Origin of the sequence: Exobacillus caeni, from assembly GCF_005747095.1 — a bacterium.
Classification (GTDB): domain Bacteria; phylum Bacillota; class Bacilli; order Bacillales; family Guptibacillaceae; genus Exobacillus; species Exobacillus caeni.
Genome location: NZ_SWLG01000006.1, coordinates 195,228 through 216,847 on the forward strand (window position 1 = coordinate 195,228; position 21,620 = coordinate 216,847).

22 protein-coding genes are annotated in these 21,620 nt (G+C 39.6%); 18 read left to right on the top strand and 4 right to left on the bottom strand.

Annotated features, from left to right (window positions below; genetic code table 11):
• Positions 1-8: 8 nt before the first annotated feature.
• Positions 9-956, bottom strand: a complete 948-nt coding sequence (locus FCL54_RS10070) for an NAD-dependent epimerase/dehydratase family protein (RefSeq protein WP_138125950.1) — start codon at positions 954-956, stop codon at positions 9-11.
• Complete coding sequence (locus FCL54_RS10075) at positions 953-2,233, bottom strand: UDP-glucose dehydrogenase family protein (RefSeq protein WP_138125952.1); 1,281 nt, start codon at positions 2,231-2,233, stop codon at positions 953-955. The genes FCL54_RS10070 and FCL54_RS10075 overlap by 4 nt, the downstream gene beginning before the upstream one ends.
• Positions 2,234-2,548: 315 nt before the next feature.
• Between FCL54_RS10075 and FCL54_RS10080 the strand changes: the two genes are divergently transcribed.
• The 3 genes from FCL54_RS10080 to FCL54_RS10090 all read left to right on the top strand — a co-directional run bounded on the left by FCL54_RS10080 (position 2,549) and on the right by FCL54_RS10090 (position 5,438).
• Positions 2,549-3,361 (top strand): UTP--glucose-1-phosphate uridylyltransferase, encoded by an 813-nt coding sequence (locus FCL54_RS10080; RefSeq protein WP_246055198.1) that lies wholly within the window; start codon positions 2,549-2,551, stop codon positions 3,359-3,361.
• Between the two features lie 438 nt (positions 3,362-3,799).
• On the top strand, positions 3,800-4,570 hold the full coding sequence (locus FCL54_RS10085; RefSeq protein WP_171016771.1) for a glycosyltransferase family 8 protein: 771 nt from the start codon (positions 3,800-3,802) through the stop codon (positions 4,568-4,570).
• A 151-nt stretch (positions 4,571-4,721) separates the two neighbouring features.
• The gene (locus tag FCL54_RS10090; RefSeq protein WP_138125956.1) at positions 4,722-5,438 is read left to right on the top strand and encodes a galactosyltransferase-related protein; all 717 of its coding nucleotides are present in this window, start codon (positions 4,722-4,724) and stop codon (positions 5,436-5,438) included.
• A 32-nt stretch (positions 5,439-5,470) separates the two neighbouring features.
• On the opposite strand, the gene FCL54_RS10095 is transcribed toward FCL54_RS10090, so the two are convergent.
• Positions 5,471-6,628 carry an aminotransferase A gene (locus FCL54_RS10095; protein ID WP_138125958.1) on the bottom strand — a complete coding sequence of 386 codons (1,158 nt, stop codon included), beginning with the start codon at positions 6,626-6,628 and terminating at the stop codon, positions 5,471-5,473.
• 486 nt (positions 6,629-7,114) lie between these two features.
• Here FCL54_RS10095 and FCL54_RS10100 point away from each other — a divergent pair, with 486 nt between their 5' ends.
• Entirely contained in the window at positions 7,115-7,351 is a 237-nt protein-coding gene (locus tag FCL54_RS10100; RefSeq protein ID WP_138125960.1) for a S8/S53 family peptidase, read from the top strand.
• A 581-nt stretch (positions 7,352-7,932) separates the two neighbouring features.
• Complete coding sequence (locus tag FCL54_RS10105) at positions 7,933-8,496, top strand: flavin reductase family protein (protein ID WP_138125962.1); 564 nt, start codon at positions 7,933-7,935, stop codon at positions 8,494-8,496.
• 151 nt (positions 8,497-8,647) lie between these two features.
• On the opposite strand, the gene FCL54_RS10110 is transcribed toward FCL54_RS10105, so the two are convergent.
• Positions 8,648-10,126, bottom strand: coding sequence for a PucR family transcriptional regulator (locus FCL54_RS10110; protein ID WP_138125964.1), 1,479 nt, complete (start codon positions 10,124-10,126; stop codon positions 8,648-8,650).
• Between the two features lie 140 nt (positions 10,127-10,266).
• On the opposite strand from FCL54_RS10110, the gene FCL54_RS10115 reads away from it, so the two are divergent.
• The 13 genes from FCL54_RS10115 to FCL54_RS10170 all read left to right on the top strand — a co-directional run bounded on the left by FCL54_RS10115 (position 10,267) and on the right by FCL54_RS10170 (position 21,547).
• Positions 10,267-11,640 (top strand): aspartate aminotransferase family protein, encoded by a 1,374-nt coding sequence (locus FCL54_RS10115; RefSeq protein ID WP_281281363.1) that lies wholly within the window; start codon positions 10,267-10,269, stop codon positions 11,638-11,640.
• Between the two features lie 13 nt (positions 11,641-11,653).
• A complete protein-coding gene (locus FCL54_RS10120) occupies positions 11,654-12,364 on the top strand; it encodes a CoA transferase subunit A (RefSeq protein WP_138125966.1) in 711 nt (236 codons plus the stop codon).
• Positions 12,334-12,996: a 3-oxoacid CoA-transferase subunit B gene (locus tag FCL54_RS10125; RefSeq protein WP_138125968.1), complete on the top strand. Its 663-nt coding sequence runs from the start codon at positions 12,334-12,336 to the stop codon at positions 12,994-12,996. Before FCL54_RS10120 ends, FCL54_RS10125 begins: the two co-directional genes overlap by 31 nt.
• A gap of 13 nt (positions 12,997-13,009) precedes the next feature.
• Positions 13,010-14,269 carry a peptidase gene (locus tag FCL54_RS10130; RefSeq protein ID WP_138126249.1) on the top strand — a complete coding sequence of 420 codons (1,260 nt, stop codon included), beginning with the start codon at positions 13,010-13,012 and terminating at the stop codon, positions 14,267-14,269.
• Positions 14,266-14,544: an aminotransferase class III-fold pyridoxal phosphate-dependent enzyme gene (locus tag FCL54_RS10135; protein WP_246055200.1), complete on the top strand. Its 279-nt coding sequence runs from the start codon at positions 14,266-14,268 to the stop codon at positions 14,542-14,544. Before FCL54_RS10130 ends, FCL54_RS10135 begins: the two co-directional genes overlap by 4 nt.
• Positions 14,545-14,693: 149 nt before the next feature.
• Complete coding sequence (gene ablB / locus FCL54_RS10140; protein ID WP_138125970.1) at positions 14,694-15,548, top strand: putative beta-lysine N-acetyltransferase; 855 nt, start codon at positions 14,694-14,696, stop codon at positions 15,546-15,548.
• 68 nt (positions 15,549-15,616) lie between these two features.
• On the top strand, positions 15,617-17,008 hold the full coding sequence (locus FCL54_RS10145; protein ID WP_138126251.1) for a sigma-54 interaction domain-containing protein: 1,392 nt from the start codon (positions 15,617-15,619) through the stop codon (positions 17,006-17,008).
• A gap of 156 nt (positions 17,009-17,164) precedes the next feature.
• A complete protein-coding gene (gene kamA, locus FCL54_RS10150) occupies positions 17,165-18,598 on the top strand; it encodes a lysine 2,3-aminomutase (RefSeq protein WP_138125972.1) in 1,434 nt (477 codons plus the stop codon).
• Between the two features lie 15 nt (positions 18,599-18,613).
• Complete coding sequence (locus FCL54_RS10155; protein WP_138125974.1) at positions 18,614-18,901, top strand: YokU family protein; 288 nt, start codon at positions 18,614-18,616, stop codon at positions 18,899-18,901.
• A gap of 328 nt (positions 18,902-19,229) precedes the next feature.
• Entirely contained in the window at positions 19,230-19,829 is a 600-nt protein-coding gene (locus FCL54_RS10160) for a trimeric intracellular cation channel family protein (protein WP_138126253.1), read from the top strand.
• A 146-nt stretch (positions 19,830-19,975) separates the two neighbouring features.
• The gene (locus FCL54_RS10165) at positions 19,976-20,224 is read left to right on the top strand and encodes an IDEAL domain-containing protein (RefSeq protein WP_138125976.1); all 249 of its coding nucleotides are present in this window, start codon (positions 19,976-19,978) and stop codon (positions 20,222-20,224) included.
• Positions 20,225-20,299: 75 nt separating this feature from the next.
• Positions 20,300-20,425 (top strand): hypothetical protein, encoded by a 126-nt coding sequence (locus FCL54_RS24605; protein ID WP_281281364.1) that lies wholly within the window; start codon positions 20,300-20,302, stop codon positions 20,423-20,425.
• Positions 20,426-20,647: 222 nt separating this feature from the next.
• The gene (locus tag FCL54_RS10170) at positions 20,648-21,547 is read left to right on the top strand and encodes a 5'-3' exonuclease (RefSeq protein WP_138125978.1); all 900 of its coding nucleotides are present in this window, start codon (positions 20,648-20,650) and stop codon (positions 21,545-21,547) included.
• Positions 21,548-21,620 lie beyond the last annotated feature (73 nt).

Consider the following 21,620-nt stretch of genomic DNA (forward strand, 5'->3'; position numbering starts at 1 on the left):
AGGAACATTTACCTATAAAGCTTTCTTAAATCATCTATTTCTTTTTGTAATCCTATTTTAAGAGGGATGATTGGTTGATAGTTAAGGAGTTTTTCAGCTTTGGTGATATCAGCCCACGTATGTTTTGGTTCCCCGCGTGTAGTTCCTGTTATTTGTATGTCAGCTTTTTTTCGGAAAAGCTCTTCAAGTAACGAAATTGTTTCCAAAACCGAAGCTCGTTCTTTCCCGCCAATGTTGATTGTTTCTCCAATAATGAAATTTTTCGTATATAGAGCTGCAGCAGTTCCTTGTACACAATCGGAGATAAATGTAAAGTCTCGAGTTTGTTTCCCATCCCCGTATACTTCAATAGGTTTGTTTAACAGTATACTTTTAATAAAACGATGGATGGCCATATCAGGTCTTTGCCGTGTGCCGTAAACGGTAAAATATCTAAGTATGACGATCGGGATTCCATCATTTTCTTGGTAGACTTTACACAAGTACTCTCCTGTTAATTTTGATACACCATAGGGGGATAGAGGCGAACAGCTTGAATTTTCTGATAGCTTACCTGTTTTATCCCCGTAGACAGAGGAAGTAGAAGCATAAATGAATTTTTTGATAGGTAGTGTACGACATGCTTCTAACAACCGTTGAGTCGCATTGATATTATAATCAACATAGAGCTTAAAGTTTTCACCCCAGCTCGATCTTACTCCAGGAATGCCAGCTAAATGAAAAATAACATCAACGTCGTTTAAATAATGACTCCAATTGATAAAGAGTAAATCTTCTTTTACCAATTGAAAACGCGGGTGGCTAATGAGATTGGTTAGATTACGTTGTTTTATAGAATGGTTTGTAAATCCTAAAAAACCATCAACTCCAATCACTTTATGATTTTTATCTAATAATAAATGTTCACATAGATGAGAACCGATAAAACCAGCTGCACCTGTAACTAAAATTTTCAATGCTGACCCACCCCTAAATAATGAAATCCCGCCTGTTGTACTGTTTTAGGGTCAATAATGTTACGGCCATCGAGAAGGATATTTCCTTCCATTTCATTCTTGACCTTTTTCCAATTAACCTGATTAAATTCAGCCCATTCTGTAGCAATGATAAGAATATATGATTGTTTTACCGATTCATAGATATTTTGATAACATTTAATTTCTGGTTTTTTTAGTTGAACGACAGGGTCATAAGTGTTAATGCTTACTCCTTCCTCAAGTAACCTTTCTATCAATCGAATGGAGGCCGAGTGTCGTATATCATCGGTACCCGGCTTGAATGAAAGTCCCCAAACCGTAATTTTTTTGCCTTCCAGGGATGGAACTGCTGTTTTGAGTTTGTTAACGTATACATCAATTTGCGTTTCATTCACTTTTTGTACAGAGGATATGAGTTCCGGATTCAGGTTCTTTTTTTTAGCCGCATACGTCAGACCTTGTAAATCTTTAGGAAAACAAGATCCACCGTATCCCATTCCTGCCTGTAGAAACAATGGACCAATCCGAGGATCCAAGCCAATCCCAAAAGCTACGTCTTTTACATTAACGTTATAGGCATCACAAACTCTTGCTATTTCATTAATAAAAGAAATTTTAGTAGCCAAAAAGGCATTGGCCGCATATTTAATCATTTCTGCCCCTGTCAGGTTTGTCACGATATAAGGTGCGTTTATCTCTTTATATATTTTTTGTATTAATTGAATAAGCTCAGGTTTTTTTACACCAATAACGATTTTGTCTGGTTCAAGCATATCTTTAACGGCTGAACCCTCTCGAAGAAATTCGGGGTTAGAGACGATATCAAATAATGTTGGATCAACCCCTTTTTCGATGAGCATGTTAACAATTTCTTCATTGGTACCAGGTGGCACTGTACTTTTTACAATGATTATTTTATAGGAAGTTATGGAAGTGGCTATATCATCAATAACGGAATGTACAAAGGAAAGATTAGGAATTCCATCTCCTGATGAGGGGGTGCCAACCGTAATAAATATAAAGGGATTTTCAGCAATGCTTACTTTTACATCAGTTGAAAAAGTTAAGTGGTTGTTACTCGTATTTTTAATAATCATTTCTTTTAAACCAGGTTCAAAGATAGGCACGACACCGTTTTTTAACATATCAATTCTATTATGATTTATATCTACACAGGTTACATGATGACCAAGGTCTGATAAAACGGCTGCTGTCGTTAATCCGACATAACCTGCTCCTATTACACAAATATTCATCTGAAATCTCCTTCCAACAGCAAAAACGATGTGAAAAGTAAAAGCTTATATATCGTATTAATGGGCAGGGGAACTTCGTCACAATATAACAGAAAAATCTATGAAAAATAGGTGAAGTCCTAATTTTATAATTTTCTTCAATTATGTAACCTTTTTAACTCTATTTCGTTGGATAACTTAATGGTCCGATGCCTTTACAGCAGGAATTTGATCTATGTTGGACAAGCGCCTTTTTTCCTTTGGACAAGTTCCTTTCTCTTTCATGGGTGAATAAAGTACTAGCAAGGAAATAGAGAAAAAAAGAGGAGGGTGAAGGTGAGTACAATAAAAAAAGCAATAATTCCAGCGGCAGGATACGGAACACGCAACCTCCCGATTACGAAAGTTATTCCGAAAGAAATGTTTCCGATTATGGGAAAACCCGCCATACATTATATTGTAGAGGAAGCAGTAGAATCAGGTATAGAGGAGATTTTAATTATTGTATCCCGCAATAAAAATATGATAATTGATTATTTTGACCGTTCTCTTGAATTAGAAGCATTTTTAACTCAAGTGAACAAAGGGCATCTCATAGAAAAAACAGCCAGCCCAGATGTTCACATTCAATTTATTCGTCAACCCTATGCCAAAGGGCTTGGTGATGCAATTAAATTAGGAAAAAGATTTATCGGTGATGAGCCTTTTGCTATTCTTTTACCTGATGATCTTTTTTTTGATTCAAAAAAACCTGCTTTATCCCAACTAATAGATGTATATAATAGACATCATTCAAACGTACTGGCATTACAAAAAGTGAAGAATGAGCACTTGAAAAACTATGGTGTTATAAAAGAAGAGTTTATCTCTGATAGTCTTTATAAGGTCTCAGACATTGTAGAAAAACCGAAAACGAATCCACCATCTAATTTAGCGGTCAACGGGCGCTATATTTTAAAACCAGAAATCTTTACTTGTTTAGAAAAACTAAGACCTGGCAGTGGTGGTGAACTTCAACTAACAGACGCTATTAAACAATTATTACTAGACCAAACATTCTATGGCAGTATATTAACAGGAGCACACTTTGACATTGGAAAAGAGGAAGAATATATAGAACTTATTCTTAAGATGAACAATCTTAAGTAAAAAGGGGTGCGACAAACTAATCGATCCATTTAAAGCAAATACATTAGTATATAAGAGGTGAATGTGAATTCTGTACTATTCACAATAAAGTGAAAACGTTTTCCATCGACAGTCACAAGGAAAGGAGCAAGTATTTTGGAAGTGGGGGAGATCCCAACCATTGGATACCAAGAATGACACCAGATGAGGGTATAGTAGAAAAATCTAAAATTTAGGAAAAATTAATGAGAACGATGTAAACCTGGTATTGGGGAACAAAATAGGTGGCTCTAATAAAGGAAATTTATTACAAAAAAGATATAACGATGATTCAAAATAAGTGTAGTCAAAACATGAAGAAGCTAGGCTATCTTTAATAAATAGGCAATGATTTCTGTTTTTTTATTAGTTCGTTCTTTTATTGCTTACTTTGAACAAAATGAAAGGAGACCACAGAACTTGGATCCTATCCAACTGGTAACAGCAACTGATGATAAATATGCTAAACCTTTAGGGGTTATGCTGAAGTCTTTATTGGAGAATAAGAAATCAGATTTAAAGATAAATATCTATATTATAACTAGTAATCTATCTACTCACAATGAGTTTAACATTAGGGGGATTTTGAAAGATTATGATATCGATCCCACTTTTATAAAGATTGATAAAGGCAAATATAGTAACTATAAAGAAAGAGATTATATCAGTAAAGAGACGTATTACCGGTTATCGATTCCTGAACTATTAGATACAAACATAGTTAAGGTGCTCTATCTTGATTGTGACATTATTGTAAAAGAAGATATCACGTTATTATGGAAAGAAGATTTGGAGGGCTTTTTTGTAGCTGGTGTTAAAGAATTACCTAGAATTAGCAGATATAAAAAAAAGAAATTATCCATTCCTAAACGTTTTGGTTATTTTAATAGTGGTGTGTTATTAATAAATTTAAAAAAGTGGAGAGAACAAAATATAACTAATCAAATCATCGATTATATGAAAAATAATTCAGATAAAATTAGTTTCCCGAGCCAGGATCCGATGAATGCAATATTGTATGATAAATGGAAAAAACTGAATCCAAAATGGAATTATCGGCATAATCTAAGGCTTTCTATAGAACCAGCTATCATTCATTATACAGGGAAAAATAAACCCTGGAATGCTAGTCACCCCTTCAAGGATGAATACGAGAAGTATAATAGAATGGTGACATGGAAAACAACATAGGGGATAAAGTAGACAAGTTGCGATTGAATTAAAAAAGAATCGATGTCTAATTAAGCTATTGACTAAGAGGACACCCTTTTCCTGGTCGGAGGGTGGCTCTATGCTTATTTAAAATTAAAAAATATTGTGATGTTATTTGGGAGGAATAAACATGTTAAAAGGGGTATCTGTTTTAATCCCCTATAAGCCTGACTACGGTATTAGAGATAAATCGTTTCAATGGGTAAAATCCTTTTATGAAATCGAAATGCCGGAAGTAGAATTAATAATAGGCTATTCTGATAGTCAACCTTTTAACCGTTCGGAAGCTATAAACAATGCCGCAAAAAAAGCGACAAGAGATATATTTGTTATTGCAGATGCTGATGTTATCTACAACCCTCGAATATTAATACAATCTCTAGAATTATTAAAAACTCATCCCTGGGTCATACCATTTAGTCAATGGTTAGACATTTCAAAGCTAAGTACTGAGAAACTTCTAACAGAATCTCCACAGTGGCCATTACCTATGAATATAGAATATAGAAAACGCCATAATAGTATGAACTATAAACCTGTAAGTGGAGTCATAGTTCTACCACGTGAAAAATTCTACACTGTGGAAGGGTTTGACGAAAGATTTAAAGGGTGGGGAAGAGAAGATAACGCATTTAGTGATGCAATGAATACTTTATGTGGACCGTATAAGAGAATTGAGGAAAATTATATTTTTCACTTATGGCACCCTAAAGTAGGACCTAAAAGGAATCCAAATATGAAGAATAATAACAAATTGTATAAGCGTTATGCACAAAGAAAAGGAAAGGTAGAAGCAATGAAAGAATTGATCAAGGAATGTAAAGAAAAAGAGAATGATGAAAATTAAAATGAGTCCTATCTAATATAGGACCCCATTTTTTAAACCATTTTATAAATTAATTCTTCTATCCTGTTCATCCCATCTTCCAGTACATCCATCCGGTAAGCATAAGATATCCTCACATAACCTTCCCCCAGCCCAGAAAACGCACTTCCAGGAACGACTGCGACGCCAGCCTCTTCAACTAGCTTCATTGCAAAATCAAATGAGGACATATTGAACTGTTTTATAGACGGAAAGATGTAGAATGCTCCTTCTGGCTTTTCCACTTCGAACCCCATCCTAACTAACCTTCCAAAAACATACTCCATTCGTTTTTCATATTCTTTGCGCATTTCAAGAGCATCGTTTTTTCCATTTGTCAGTGCTTCTAGTGCAGCGTACTGAGAGATTGATGAAGCGCAGGAAACATTATATTGATGGACCTTCAACATATGTTTAGCGATGTATTCGGGCGCGAAGGCAAAACCGATCCGCCATCCAGTCATCGAATGGGATTTTGATAATCCGTTGATGACGATTGTTTTTTCCTTCATCCCTGGAAAAGCGGCTATCGACTTATGGTTGCCATCAAATGCTAATTCAGAATAGATTTCATCGGATACTACGAATATATTTTTATCTAGAAGGAACTCAGCGATTTCCGCCAACTCTTCTTCACTCAATCTGCAGCCTGTCGGATTAGAAGGGTAGGGGATGATAATGCATTTTGTGTTCGCCGTTATATGCGGCTCGATCAAGTCTTTTGTCATGCGAAAACCATTTCGCGTTGTATCAACATGGACTGCTTTTGCTCCACACATTTTGATAATCGGTTCATATCCAGGGTAGACTGGCCCGGGAAGAATCACTTCATCGCCTTCAGAAAGAATCGTTCTCATCGTGATGTCGATCGCCTGGCTAGCACCGACGGTAGTGATCACTTCTGATTCGGGATTGAACGACAGCCCGTATTTCGTTGATACAAAACTGCTGACAGCTTTTCTTAGTTCCAAAAGGCCGGCATTATGAGTATACATAGTATGATTATGGTTAACTGCGTCAATAGCAGCTTCTTTTACATGCTCTGGAGTTTGAAAATCCGGTTGGCCAATCGTTAAGGAAATTACATCCTTGTAGTTGGCAACCATGTTAAAGAACTGGCGTATGCCAGAGATCTCGATTGATTTTACCTGATTATTAAGTAGTGATTCCATGTGCAACGTCCTTTCCTGCATCTTAAGTAGGTGGATGAAAAATAGTTTACTGTCATTTTATCACAAAAAGTGGGTGGAGTAGGGGAGGGGAGTGCAGTGTTTTTTTGGAATGTTATTGCCGGAAAGTAAAGGGATAAACCGTTATCCATTTTTAGCTGATAGTGAACAAACATATTTTCGGTAATCATTGAATTTGAAGAGGGAAGTTATGTGCAAGAACTAAAGTTGTAGAATACCTTCTGAAAAAAAATTAAAAAATAGTGTAAGAAAAAATTTCGATCTTATTTCTTCATGTAGTGCTGAAATGACGCCATTAGGTTTGGAACGAATCCTATCTAATTGCAAGCATAAAAAAAATCTACTTAAATCGGGAAGTGCAAGCTTTATTAGATGTAGCCGTTCCCTCAGCAAATGCTCAGTCTGTATTAAGGGAACGAAGCAGGTTGACGGGAAAGGCGTAACTGTCGCCATAATCGATACAGAAATATGTTTCATGAAGTTCTGGAAGGAAGAATAGTAGACTTCAAGGATTTTATTGACCAGAGGACATTGCCTTATAACGATATTTCCCTTGGCACACTTTGTTCTGGTGATGCAGTTGGAAACGGAGCAGCTTCAGCAGGGAAATACCAGGGGCCAGCATCTGAAGCAAATGTTATTAGGGGAAAGGTTCTCTGTGTGGCAGCGGGGAATGAGGTGCAGGAACCTGGGTTGGATATATGAATGCTGATAATTCAATACCAGAATAGAATGGAAAAGCACTGGCAAAAAAGCCGGTGCTTGTTTGTTTTTAAAAGAGGGGAGGGTAGTGGAGTTCTCGGTATAGAGAGCATATGGTGAATTGATCCTGTATCGCCTGTTCCTTAATATCCACTAACTAAGCGATGAGAATAAGAATACTTAAGACAGCCCATTGAATAAGAAGGACTGTCTTATTTTTATATAAAATAGCCACTATAACAGAGAAGGGAATTTTAATACAACAGTTTTGTTTGGTTAGTATAACAGATTTGAACAACCGGTGGCGGGTTTTGCGCATTGTACAACTGTTGTACAAGTTCGTGTGTTGAAGGTTGTTGAAAACTTATTATTCTAATACTGAGGACAGTTGCTAAAACCTTGTCATTAATGCGTTTATCAAACTTATCCACAGGCGTTTTCGTATACCCCATAATGGTATGTCTATTTAATGTAGGGGGTATCGTGGTGGGGATAAGTAACCCACAATTATCTGTGGATAATAAATATTAGGAACATTGTGATAAAATGGGATCTGGCAGTAATACAGAGCTGGAGGGACGTAAATGTTAAAAAAAACAGAGAAGATAGTTATGCACAGTTATCCTGGAATGGTTGCTATCGTTACAGCAAAGTTAGGAAGTGAGAGAAATGTAATGGCTGCAGGGTGGCATTCTTATATTTCTTATGAGCCGGCCATTTATGGTGTTGCCATTGCAGAAGAGAGGTTTACACATCGATTGGTGAAGGGATCAGGAGAGTTTGTCATTAATTTTTTGCCGGCAGAGATGGCAGAGGTGATCCAGTTTTCAGGAACGGAGAGTGGAAGTGCTGTGGATAAGTTCCAGGAGTTGAACCTGAAGACGTTGGAAGCAGAAACCGTCGGGGCGCCTGTTTTAAAAGATGCTTATGTCGCTTACGAGTGTAAGGTGATGGATTTTAACCGTTATGGCGATCACGATTGGATTGTAGGGAAGATCAGCATGTTTCATAAGGATATGGATCGTTTCCAGGGTAACGGTCTACCTGACTGGGATAAGTTGCATATTCCGTTATACCTGGGTAGAAGCCAGTATCTTATAGCCGATAATAACTCCAGGATTGTTACTCATAGAATCGAAAACCAGTAAATCTTATATATATAAAAATCAAATAAGAGGCTGACTCAAAAGTAAAGTCTGAGACACCCAACACGTGATCTAGAAAAACTTGTATCTAGAATTTGCTAAATGGTGGGAGTCAGATACTAACGAGTCAGCCGTTGTTTTAAGAAGGAATTATTTAAGTGCTAAGTATTTGGTCGGTCTGATATGCCATCAATGCGAATTGCAAATGAATCCGTTCCTCGTGGTGGTGAATGTTCACTCCTGTCTTATTGATGATTTGCTTTAAGCGATAATTAAGGGTATGGCGGTGGATGAACAGCTTTTCAGCAGTACGGTTTACGATAAGGTTGTTTTCAACGAATGCTTCAAATGTCTTTAGCAGCTGTGATTTATGTGTCCGGTCATACTCAATAAGCGGTTCTAACAGCGGTAAGTAATAGGACTCCAGGTTTTCGCCTTTCTCTTTCAACTGGATAAATAACTTATATGCCCCAAGATCCTTATATAAGAGAGAGCGTATCCCTCTGTATATTGCAAAGAGCAGCGAATGATGGGCTTCCTGAAGGCTGTTTGTCAAAGATGAAATTCCTTTCACCTCATCCCCGCATCCGATGTGTAGCCCTTTAACCTTTTCATTTTCAGAAAGCGTTTTGATTATTTCTTCTATCTTTTTATCTTTCTCGTTTTCATTAACTGTAAGCATTATAATATGGTCTAGCTTTCGTTTGATGATTGATGTTACGTTGTTACCCAATAGTTCTCTTAATATCTTCTCCAGATAGTCGAGGTCATCTGCTAAGAGGACTGTGACCCGATTATAAGAGGAAAGGTTATAGCCGAGTTCTTTTCCCCTGTTTAATATCACTTCTTCGCTTTCATAATTGTTGCTGAGCAAATCATCCAGGAAGTCTGCATGGACATATGTCCTTGTTTCTTCAACGATCCTTAGTTTTAAAAATTCTAGCGAATAAACCGTCGCTGCCTGTTTAATCGCCAGGTAATCCAGTGGTGTAAAATCTGAATCTTTTCGTACGATAATGGTCCCATACTTTTGTTCCCCAGCAATGATCGGATTGAGGAATTCATGTTCGGTCTTGGATTTTGTTTGGTAGGAATCAATCAATTCATCCTTTACATCCCGAACTTCCACATTTCCTCCAAGGAGCTTTGCGAGGGTAACCGTTATGGATGGCATCCCTTCATTCTTCAAGACTAATTCTGTTAACGCTTCCTGGATCTGCTGGGAATAAGAAAGAAGCTTCATTTGTCTGTTGACGATTTGTTCCAGAATGCCTCTTGTGATGGTAGAGAAGTTTAGCATCCTGGGAATCTCAATGAGCGGAAGATGTTTTTCGTTAGCTGCTTCGATAATCCGCTGCGGTACTACATCCAGGTAAAAGCCTGTATGTATCGCTACGCCGGAAAGTTTTTGATTTGCCAGTTTTTCTATAAAATGGTCGATATGATTTTGGTCATCTTTTAAGCCGAATGCTGTGGTGATCAAGAATTCTCCTTCATGCAGCCTGGTGGCATCCTCCATTATTTCTACGATTGTGATCCAGCGAATTTCATTATGTATTCCTTCTTTTCCCGCGATTAATCGAGTGTCCTTTAATTCTGGAAGCTGCATCGCTTCTTTTACGGTTATACCCACGTAACCTCTCCCTCCGGAAATCTCTTTTATCCAAATAGTACAATATTTCTAAAAATTTTTGTAGATTTTGTTGAATGGTTCCTTACATACTATTCCCATAAGATGAAGGTAAAACATCTTATGAGAAAGAGGTGAGTAAATTGGACAAGAGAAAAACTCATCTGATTAAACCATTACTCGGAATGGAATATCCCGAAATAAGCTGGGGAAAAGGAGTCTATCTCTACGATAAAGAAGGTAACCGTTATATTGATGGAGCATCTGGAGCGATAACTGCAAACATTGGACACGGTGTCGATGAGATCGCTGAGGCTATGTATGAACAGGCAAAAAAAGTCTCCTTTGTGTACCGCTCCCAGTTTACTAGTGAACCTGCAGAAAAGCTGGCTGAAAGACTTGCTGAGCATGCCCCTGGAGACCTTGATTGGATATTCTTTGTAAATAGCGGTTCTGAGGCCACAGAGACAGCATTGAAAGTAGCAATCCAATACTGGCAGGAAAAGGGAAGGCCATCCAAAAAAAGGGTCATCTCAAGGTGGATGAGTTATCATGGAATCACAATGGGTGCACTTTCTATGTCGGGTCATTCGATCAGGCGAAGCAGATTTTCTTCCCTTTTGGAGCAGTATCCGGAACTGTCACCTCCATATTGTTATCGGTGTGCATTTACGCAAAATTGTCCGAATTGTGCGGACGACTATGCAAGGGAATTTGAAACAGCTATCCAGCGTTTAGGGCCGGAAACCATTGCTGCCTTCGTGTTCGAACCAGTCATCGGTGCTGCCGGGGGAGCGGTCGTACCGCCGGATGGTTACTTTGAAAAGATGAAAAAGGTCTGTGATAAGTACGATATATTGATGATTGCAGATGAGGTAATGACCGGCATAGGAAGAACCGGAAAAATGTTTGCGATGGAGCACTGGAATGTCCAACCCGATATTGTAGCGCTTGGGAAAGGAATGAGTGCTGGATATGCTCCTATGGCTGCAACCATTGTTTCTGATCGGATTATCCAAACGATTGAAAGCGGTTCCAGAGTCATCTTAAGCGGCCATACCTTTAGTGCAAATCCCCAGTCTGCAGCAACATGTCTTGCCGTAATGGACTATATCGAGAATAACCATGTGGTCCAGAACGCTAAACTTCAGGGATCTATTTTGATGAAAGGCTTAAAATACCTTGAGCAGACCTATCCATTAGTGGGAGAAGCAAGAGGATTGGGAATGTTATGCGGATTAGAACTTGTCGCAGACCAGCATACAAAGGAGCCTTTTCCGTTAAATCTTGAAGTGACCAACCGATTGATCCAAAAATGCTATGAAAAAGGATTAATCGTTTATACTGCTGCAGGAGGTATAAACGGCCACAGCGGCGATGCAATTATTGTAGCCCCTCCGTTAACAGTGAAAACAGAAGAACTCCAGGAGCTGTTAACCATCCTGGAAGAAGCCATCGCCGAATTATCACATGAACTATCAAACGAAGGATTTCTTCAAACTCGATCGATTAGTTAGAGGTGGTGGAACAATGACAGTAGATAAAAAAGTTTCAAAGGTTACTAGTTTAAAAGATGTAAAAAAATATTTTTCTGATGGAATGACCTTAATGTGCGGGGGGTTCGGTGGGGTAGGTTCTCCTCCTTCTATTATTAACAGCATCCTTGAACAAGGGGCAGCTAACATAACGTTGATTTGCAATGATGCGGGCTTTCCATGGATCGGCCCCGGGAAGCTTGTGACCGAAAAAAGGATCAAGAAGCTGCTCGCTTCCCATATCGGTTCAAACCCGGAAGCCGGAAAACAAATGCATGAAAAAGAACTGGAAGTTGTTTTCTACCCGCAGGGCACGCTTGCTGAGAAAATCAGGGCCGGCGGCATGGGACTTGGCGGTATCCTGGTCGATGTGGGGTTAGGAACAATAGTAGAAGAAGGGAAAGAGAAAACAACTGTTAACGGAAGCGAGTTTATGATCGAACCGGCTTTGACGGCAGACGTGTCTATTGTGTATGCCAAAAAGGCAGATCCATATGGAAACCTTGTTTATGACCAGACAGCAAGGAATACGAATCCGCTCGTTGCGATGGCCGGTGATATCACAATTGTTGAAGCAGAAGAGATCGTTGGAATAGGGGAACTGGATCCAGAAGAAATCGTAACACCGGGTGTCTATGTAGACCATATCGTCCAGAGCGAGGGGGTGGATTGGAAATGGGTATGGGAAAAGAGGAAAGACAACTAATTGCAAAAAGAGCGGCAAAAGAAATCTCCTCCGGGATGATGGTGAACCTGGGCATCGGGATACCTACCCTGGTGGCTGATTTTATTCATGACTCTTCAGGCGTCATGTTCCATACGGAGAACGGCATTCTCGGAATGGGACCATCACCAGAACAGGGAAAAGAAGATGGCAATTTATCAAATGCCGGTGGATATCCTTGCTCCATCGTTCCGGGAGCTTCCTTTTTCGATAGTGCGACAGCATTTGGAATGATTCGAAGAGGGTATCTGGATATTACAATTCTAGGAGCGCTAGAGGTAAGTGAGAAAGGTGACATCGCCAATTGGATCGTACCCGGAAAAAGAGTGCCTGGCATGGGTGGGGCGATTGATCTTGCCCAAAAGGCAAAAAAAGTGATCGTTCTGATGAGCCATACCACAAAAGGCGGCTCGCCAAAGATTGTAAAAGAGTGTTCCCTTCCTTTGACCGTAAAGGAAGGTGCTCACCTTATCATTACGGAAATGGCAGTAATAGAAGTAAAACAAGATGGTCTGGAACTGATAGAAGTCATGCATCCATATAAAGTAGAAGATGTAATCAAGAACACGGGGGCCACTTTAAAAGTATCAGACCGCGTTCTTGTCAATAAGTAAGATGCAAGGAGTGATGATGGTGAAACAATCGATACAAAAATGGATGGAGGAGAACAAAGAGGAAGGGGTTGCTTTCCTTCAAAAACTCGTCCAGTACGGAAGTGTCCAGGGGAAAGAAAAAGGAGCGCAGGAATTTGTCGCTGAAAAACTTAAGAAAATCGGAATGGAAGTAGACAAATGGATTCCCGGAGAAGACCTGGTAAATCATCCTTACTTTTGTTCGCCCAGAACAGATTTTAGCGAAAGTCCAAATGTAGTAGGAATCTGGAAAGGAAAAGGAGGCGGCAGATCAATCGTTTTAAATGGGCATATCGATGTAGTTCCACCGGGTAATCCGAACGATTGGAAGGAAGACCCTTTCAGCGGCCTTGTTCAGGACGGGAAAGTATATGGAAGAGGGGTCACGGACATGAAGGGGGGAAACACTTCCCTGTTGCTCGCGATCCAGTGCTTAAAAGACCTGGGCATTGAATTAAAAGGCGATGTCCTTTTTCATAGCGTCATTGAGGAAGAGAGCGGGGGAGCTGGTACGCTGGCTGCAGTGCTTCGTGGATATACTGCTGATGCGGCGATCATCCCCGAGCCGACAAACATGAAGATATTCCCTAAGCAGCAAGGTTCAATGTGGTTCCGGGTAACTGTTAACGGCCAGTCTGCCCATGGTGGAACGAGATATGAAGGCGTAAGCGCAATCGAAAAAAGCATGATTGTTTTGCAGGCTATTCAAGAGCTTGAAAAAGATCGAAATGAAAAAATTGATGATCCCCTATATTCCTCTATCCCGATCCCCGTGCCGATCAATGTGGGGAAGATTTCTGGCGGAGATTGGCCTTCTTCTGTATGTGATACTGTGACAATCGAAGGAAGAATGGGAGTTTCACCAGAAGAAAAAATGGAAGAGGCACAGATGGAACTTCAACAAAAGCTTGAAAACCTGCAAGATGAATGGCTCCAAAAACATCCTGTCAGCCTTGAATGGTTCGGCGCAAGATGGCATCCTGGAAACATTGACCCTGACCACGAATTGATGCACATGCTTCAACAAAATTTTGAATCTGTTACAGGCGAAAAGCCTGTTGTTGAAGCATCTCCATGGGGAACAGACGGTGGCTTACTGACACAGGCTGGCGATACCCCGTCGATTGTGTTCGGTCCTGGGGTAACCGGAATGGCACACTACTCGAATGAATACATTGAAATCGATAAAGTTTTTGAGGCAGCACAAATCCTTGCGTTAACGATATTAGACTGGTGTGAAGGAGGAGAACTATGAAAAACTTGCAATCAAAAGCTGAGGAATTGTTAGAGCACAAGGGAAAGAACGTTCCCAGAGGTCCATTTAATACGGTCCTGTCATTTGTGGACGAAGCAAAAGGCGCCATCATGAAAGATCTCGATGGTGTTGAATACATTGATTTTGTAGGCGCGATCGGAACGCAAAATGTGGGCCACTGCCCCCGAAAGTGGTCGAAGCTCTTAAAAATCAGCTTGACAAGTACATCCATCCCTGTTTCAAGAAGGGTTGAACCGAATGGAACGCGCTTTTGAGCAGGTACTAAAGTAAATATAACTGCGGTCTCTATAATAGGGGCCGCTTTTTCATGCAGGATCGATTGTTTCAAAAGGAAATTTTGGCAGTTAGAAGAATAGTAAGTTATAGAGGGCTGAAAATATAACCGTTTCAGGAGGGTGTAGACATGGATACGAGGAAAAACCAGGCAGTTACAACAGAGAAAGACGGCAAAGATCATTGGACGAACATAGCGATCGATCCATTTAATGAAAGAGTAAGGCTAGATGATTATAGAGGAAACATTGGTTCAGTAATTGATAGGCTGGAAGAAATATCAAATGACCCTTCCTTTTCAAAGATTATTATCAAAGCCAGAGCGGAAGATTGTGATTTTTTCATTTCAAAAGGCTATCAAAACGAAGGGAAACTGGCAAATTACTTTTCTGGCAGCGATGCTTATATGATGACAAAATATAAAAAAGACTGGAGAAGAGCAAGCGATTACTGGGTGAAAGAGGATGATATCTTTCATGACATCATCGGAAAAGAAAGAAACGAAGGAGATAGTTTACTGCCTGAAGGATATCAAATCAGAAAAGGATTAGAATCGGATGCTGAAGCGCTCGCCTCGATGTACCGATCTGTTTTTAAAATATATCCGACTCCTTTAAATGATCCTGAATACATTAGAAGAGCGATGAAAGATGATACGCTCTTTTATGTATGTATCTTCGATGATAAGTTAGTGAGTGCTGCATCTGCAGAAATAAACCCTGTTTATTACAACGCCGAAATTACAGATTGCGCCACTTTAAAGGAGCATCGAAAGGCTGGGTTGATGAGAGTCATAATTAAAAGGTTAGAAGAAGAGCTAAAAGGGATACAAATTTATACTGCTTATTCAATTGCAAGGGCTTTATCGTACGGAATGAATAACGTCCTGTACAACCTTGGGTATCGTTATGGCGGCAGGATGGCTAATAATGTGAAAATTTATGACAAGTGGGAAGACATGAATCTTTGGAATAAAAAGCTTTAAACTGCTGCTGGTTTTTCGGCGGTTTGTGACGAAATATTGGCATAAGAAGGAAGGGATCACAATTGGCCATGCCGTTTCCTGATACAAAGCAAATGCTTGAGGCCATATTAAGCAGCATCGATGAAGCGATCCATGCTGTAGATGCAAAAGGAATGACGATCTATTACAATCACATCGCCGCGCAGCACGATGGATTGAAGGTAGAGGAAGTATTGGGAAGGCATTTTCTTGATGTTTTTCCGTCTTTATCAAAGGAAACAAGCACGCTCTCAAATGTGCTGCGAACAAAACAGCCTATTTATAACAAGCACCAGACTTATATGAATATCAAGGGGAAATATATAGAAACGGTAAACACAACACTTCCTATTCTTGTCCAGGGCAAGGTAGCGGGAGCTGTTGAAATTGCAAAAGATTTGACCAAAGTGAAACAATTGTCTGAAAAGCTGATCGACTTACAGGCTAGAGTGAATAAGAAGATGAAAAAGGAAAACGGAAATACAAGCGGGGCCTTCTTCACATTGAACGATATCATTACAAAAAACAGGGAGATCCAACAGGTGAAGGATACGATCTCAAAAGTTGCTAACACAAGCTCTCCTGTCCTTGTTTACGGTGAAACAGGAACCGGGAAAGAATTGGTCGTCCAGGCAATTCATAATGCTTCCATCAGAGCAAATCAGCCGTTTGTTGCCCAAAACTGTGCGGCACTGCCCCCTTCCATTTTGGAGAGTATCTTATTTGGCACTGTGAAAGGGAGTTTTACTGGTTCTGTAGACCGTGAAGGGTTATTCGAACTTGCCGACGGTGGAACTTTGTTCCTGGATGAGATCAACTCAATGCCGCTGGAAATCCAGGCCAAATTACTTCGCGTGCTGCAAGATGGAATTATCCGACGGATCGGTGCCTTACAAACAAAGAAGGTCAACGTTCGGGTGATCGGAGCATTGAATGAGCCGCCTGATCGCAGTATCGCAGAAAATAAACTGAGAGCAGACTTATACTATCGATTGAAAGTTGTTTATTTTCATATACCACCGTTACGGGGGAGAACAGAAGATATCGAACCGCTTGTGAAGCATTTTATCAATAAATTTAACAATCGGTTTGGCAAAGATGTTATAGGTGTAGATGAGAATGTGTTTAAACAGTTTATGGCATACAGTTGGCCGGGAAACGTAAGAGAGTTGGAGCATGTTATTGAATCAGCGATGAACCTATCGGATGCTGGCCTGTTGACTACTGCAAATATACATCTTCCTGTATCTGACCTCGAAAGCATTTCAAATAAGAAAATCATCAGGCCATTAAGGGAAACGATGGAAAGTACGGAAAAAAACCTGATCGAAGCTGCATTAGAAGAAACGAACGGGAATATTCAACAGGCGGCAAAGCTTCTCGGAATTCCTCGTCAAACACTTCAGTATAAGTTGGTAAAAAAAAGTAATAACTCTCGATAAACTGCCGATTTTTCGGCGGTTTTTTTCGTTTGAAACCTTCTTATTCTTTCCTGGAAATGGTTAAACGCTCTAATATCAACGTATTTAAGAATTGTAAGAGAATTGGCACGATTTTTGCATATATATAAGTAACACGACCACCAAGGAGGATTTATAATGCTGAATAATTTATACAAACCTTCTCGCCATTGGAAGGATATTGAATTATGGAAAGATGTTACGGATGAACAATGGAACGATTGGCTCTGGCAGCTGACAAACACCATCAGAACTCTGGATGATTTAAAAAAAGTAGTGAACCTAACTCCAGAAGAAGAAGAAGGAGTGAAAATTTCAACAAAGACAATCCCATTAAATATTACGCCTTATTACGCTTCACTAATGAATCCAGACGACCCAAGGTGTCCGATCCGGATGCAGTCTGTTCCTATCTCAAAAGAAATTAATAAAACAAAATACGACCTTGAAGATCCTTTGCATGAAGATGAAGACTCCCCGGTAGCAGGATTAACACACCGATATCCTGACAGGGTTTTATTCCTGGTAACAAACCAGTGCTCGATGTATTGCCGCTATTGTACGAGAAGAAGGTTTTCCGGGCAAATCGGCATGGGGGTTCCGAAAAAACAGCTCGATGACGCGATCGAATATATTCAGAATACACCTGAAGTCCGGGATGTTCTGTTATCTGGCGGAGACGGATTATTAATTAATGACCGGATTCTCGAATACGTCTTGAAAAACTTAAGAGCGATTCCGCATGTAGAGATCATTCGTATCGGCACAAGGGCTCCTGTTGTGTTCCCGCAAAGAATCACTGAAAATTTGTGTAGTATATTAAAGAAATATCACCCGGTCTGGCTAAACACTCACTTTAATACGTCGATAGAAATTACAGAAGAAGCTAAAAAGGCTTGTGAAATGCTGGCGAATGCCGGAGTACCTCTTGGTAACCAATCTGTAATCCTTGCAGGGATAAATGATAGCGCTCACATTATGAAGAAGCTCATGCATGATCTTGTTAAAATCCGTGTGCGTCCATATTACATTTACCAGTGCGACCTTTCAGAAGGAATCGGCCATTTCCGAGCACCTGTAGCTAAAGGGCTGGAAATAATGGAAAGTTTGCGAGGACACACTTCAGGATATGCGGTTCCAACCTTTGTTGTCGATGCTCCGGGAGGCGGAGGGAAGATTTCACTTCAGCCAAACTATATGATTTCCCAGAGTGCTGACAAAGTGATCTTAAGAAACTATGAAGGTGTCATCACTTCATACCCTGAACCACAAAGCTATGTTCCCGGGACAGCGGATGAATACTTTAATAACATATACCAGCTCGAAGAAAAACCTGCTATCGGCGTGGCGGCGATCATGAAGGACGAAAAATTCAACCTTGTGCCTAAAGACTTGAAAAGATTGGATAGAAGAAAATCGTACTCAGAAAACCCGGAACACTCCTCATTAAAAGATAAAAGGGATAAACGGGATACGTTAAAAGAAAAGAAATTCCAGGCAGAACAAAAGAAATATAACAATAACAATGAAATATCAGAAGCAAAGCAGGAAAAACCTGTAGCTGAATCATAAAATGGGGGTTGAAATATGATTTGCAAATGGTGTGAAGAAGAAGGAGCGATCGAAGCGCCAAAAACAGGCTATTGGGAGCTCCCAGATGGAAACCGAGCGATCGAAATAAAAGAAATACCATCAATTGAGTGCCAGAATTGCGGAATGGAATATCAGACAGATGAAACGGTAGAAGATATAGAAGAACAACTCCTGCTGATCGACACCAGGAAGCTGGATGATAGTATCACCTATAAACAGTTGATGGACCAACCGCGCTTTTTAAAGAAAAATTATTTTAACTTTGATAAATATCCACTCTAATAAAGATCCGGCCAACACGGCCGGTTTTTTTATGGGATAATCCTGGTTTACGTTCCTTATACCTTGTACAGGGTAGTTATACTTGTTTGTAAAATGGATGGGACTTGTTTTATGCTGTATTCTCAGCATTGTGTTCCAGGATAACTGTTTAATATTTCAGGATAAAAATCGCTTGGTCCTCTTGAAAAAGATTCTTTTCACATAAAAATGATAAACATAACAGGAGTTTTCCCGAGAGGATTAATATATGATTGAAAAAAAGTGATAAGTCCTTTAAACTTTATTCGTTATTATGAATGAAGTTTTAATATGGAAAGGAAGACTGCGATTGACCTGGGATGTTTTAAATATTGTCGGTACGATTGCTTTTGCCGCCAGTGGTGCGCTTGTTGCGATGGAAGAGGAGTTCGATTTCCTTGGTGTGCTAGTACTGGGGCTTGCAACTGCATTTGGAGGAGGAATAATCCGTAACCTATTAATAGGAATCCCTGTTTCGACAGTGTGGGAGCAGGATATTCTATTAACAATTGCGGTAGTGACGATGTGCTTTGTTTTTATCTTGCCTGCTAAGTGGATTAATCTTTATTGGATGCGTTTTGGCAACCTGTTTGATGCAATCGGTTTATCCGCTTTTGCAATACAGGGTGCGATGTTTGCCCAACAAATGGGGCATCCAGTAATTGCAGCTATGGTTGCTGCTGCCATGACAGGTACAGGCGGAGGAATTATTCGTGATATTCTTGCGAGAAGAAAACCATTGGTGTTAAGAAAAGATATATACGCTGTATGGGCGATGGGAGCAGGCTTCGCTATCGGGATAGGCTATCCGCAGAAACCATTTCCTTTATATGCATTATTTGCATCAGTAGTCATAATCAGGATGGTTTCCACCCGATATAAATGGAGACTTCCTTATCGTTCTCTGTAAAGGCGCGTCTATGAGTTTTAGTTATCAAAGAAGAATATTAAAAAACAATTAAAAAAATATCTAATCGGAATATTCTGAAAAGTTATTGTAATATTGTTGCATCCTCAGTATAATAGGAAAAAGAGCTTTAAAGGGGGGAGAGCAACATGAAAAACAATAACAATTCTTACAAAGATAATATGAAGGAACGCGCAATGTTGAAAAAGAAGAAAAGAGAAGCGTTTACCCTTGAGTTGACCGCCCAATTAGTTCTTGATGAAGCATTATTCTTATTCCAAAAGAAACGTTACGAGCAAATGGTCGATGAGGCGTTGTTGGAGAGAAATAAAAATAAATTTATGGAAGTTACAAAAGAGTACAATAAGTTCATGAAGCAATATAAGCAGCATTTATAAGTTGCCGTATAAAAAGTCCGCTGTCAGGCATACTCTAGATGAAACTTGATCAAAATCTAAAGGAGTGTGTCGGGAATGGATCATAAAAAAGCTAAAGAAGAAAAAAGAAAAACGAGCAAAAAAAACGCTGCCTACGATACTGAGTTTGCATCTTATGCGGAATACGAGGCGGAAAAGTTAAAAAGCAATAAAAAGCGATAATGAGAAGTCCCTTTCTGAATGAAGGGGACTTTTACTGTTTTATCATATCGGTAAGCATAACTTTTTAGCAAAGGATAAACCATCATCTCGTAGAATAGTTTAAGAATAATCAGCCAACAACGCCTCCGTCTTTTCTAAACGGCTTATCCAGCTATTAATTTCTCGCCGAAAGCATTTTGTGTTAGGATTATTTAAGAAGGACTTGAAAAGAGGTATACTATTATGTTACAGAAATACGATGATGAAAGCCTTGTACTCATAGACGGCTTTAATTTATTAAGCAGATGTTACTTTGCTACCGCGTATGGTAAAACAGAGGATAAAATAAGTAGAACAGCCGAAGGCATTTATAATAACGCACTGAGGGTCAAGGTCCAAAAGCTTTTGAATTTGATGAAAGCATTCAGGGCGACCCATTTTGCTGTTGTTTGGGATGTTAAACGCAATGAAACGAAACGAAAAGAAATATATGATGATTATAAAGGGACAAGAGGCGAACTGCCTCTACCGCTTATCCAACAATACCAGACGGCGACAGAGATTTTCCAATTAACAGGGATTCCCCAAATGACAGTGGAAGGTTATGAAGCAGATGATGTGATCGGGGCTCTGTCAAAAAGGTGGAGTGAGGAAAAAAACAAGCCATGCATTATATATAGCAATGATAGAGACCTATTTCAATTACTGGATGAGAATGTTTCACAGGTAATCGCAAAAAAGAAACAGGGAGACATCCTATATACGGTGGACCATTTTCGTGAAGAATTTCAAATCGAGCCTTTTCAATGGATTGATGTGAAGGCGCTATTAGGAGATAAAAGCGATAACATTCCTGGAGTTCCCGGTGTTGGGGAAAAAGCGGCACTTCCGTTAATACAGGACTATCACTCTATCAACAACCTTTATGACGGCCTAGATGAATTAGACCAAAAGTTTAAAAGATATAAAAATAAGTTAGCAGAGGGTAAGGAATTCGCCTATTTGAGCAAAAAACTGGTTGAGATAGAGAGGGATATCCAAGAAGTAAACGAGCTGGATTTTAAACAGATTTCCCTGGCTTTAAATAGGCAGGTGTTCATCAAAGAAATGGACAGGCTAGAGATCACCATCAAAGTCGGTTGATGGCGAAAAAGAAACCTGATCAGGCTCTGACATAAGTAAGACGCTCAGGTCTAAAAAAAATGATTCAGGATAA

Excerpts from the sequence above, each read along its gene's own strand:
- FCL54_RS10075 (WP_138125952.1), bottom strand. The coding sequence starts at position 2,233 with ATGAATATTTGTGTAATAGGAGCAGGTTATGTCGGATTAACGACAGCA.
- FCL54_RS10090 (WP_138125956.1), top strand. The coding sequence starts at position 4,722 with ATGTTAAAAGGGGTATCTGTTTTAATCCCCTATAAGCCTGACTACGGT.
- FCL54_RS10095 (WP_138125958.1), bottom strand. The coding sequence starts at position 6,628 with ATGGAATCACTACTTAATAATCAGGTAAAATCAATCGAGATCTCTGGC.
- FCL54_RS10100 (WP_138125960.1), top strand. The coding sequence starts at position 7,115 with ATGTTTCATGAAGTTCTGGAAGGAAGAATAGTAGACTTCAAGGATTTT.
- FCL54_RS10105 (WP_138125962.1), top strand. The coding sequence starts at position 7,933 with ATGTTAAAAAAAACAGAGAAGATAGTTATGCACAGTTATCCTGGAATG.
- FCL54_RS10120 (WP_138125966.1), top strand. The coding sequence starts at position 11,654 with ATGACAGTAGATAAAAAAGTTTCAAAGGTTACTAGTTTAAAAGATGTA.
- FCL54_RS10125 (WP_138125968.1), top strand. The coding sequence starts at position 12,334 with ATGGGTATGGGAAAAGAGGAAAGACAACTAATTGCAAAAAGAGCGGCA.
- FCL54_RS10130 (WP_138126249.1), top strand. The coding sequence starts at position 13,010 with ATGATGGTGAAACAATCGATACAAAAATGGATGGAGGAGAACAAAGAG.
- FCL54_RS10135 (WP_246055200.1), top strand. The coding sequence starts at position 14,266 with ATGAAAAACTTGCAATCAAAAGCTGAGGAATTGTTAGAGCACAAGGGA.
- ablB (WP_138125970.1), top strand. The coding sequence starts at position 14,694 with ATGGATACGAGGAAAAACCAGGCAGTTACAACAGAGAAAGACGGCAAA.
- FCL54_RS10145 (WP_138126251.1), top strand. The coding sequence starts at position 15,617 with ATGCCGTTTCCTGATACAAAGCAAATGCTTGAGGCCATATTAAGCAGC.
- kamA (WP_138125972.1), top strand. The coding sequence starts at position 17,165 with ATGCTGAATAATTTATACAAACCTTCTCGCCATTGGAAGGATATTGAA.
- FCL54_RS10155 (WP_138125974.1), top strand. The coding sequence starts at position 18,614 with ATGATTTGCAAATGGTGTGAAGAAGAAGGAGCGATCGAAGCGCCAAAA.
- FCL54_RS10165 (WP_138125976.1), top strand. The coding sequence starts at position 19,976 with ATGAAAAACAATAACAATTCTTACAAAGATAATATGAAGGAACGCGCA.
- FCL54_RS24605 (WP_281281364.1), top strand. The coding sequence starts at position 20,300 with ATGGATCATAAAAAAGCTAAAGAAGAAAAAAGAAAAACGAGCAAAAAA.
- FCL54_RS10170 (WP_138125978.1), top strand. The coding sequence starts at position 20,648 with ATGTTACAGAAATACGATGATGAAAGCCTTGTACTCATAGACGGCTTT.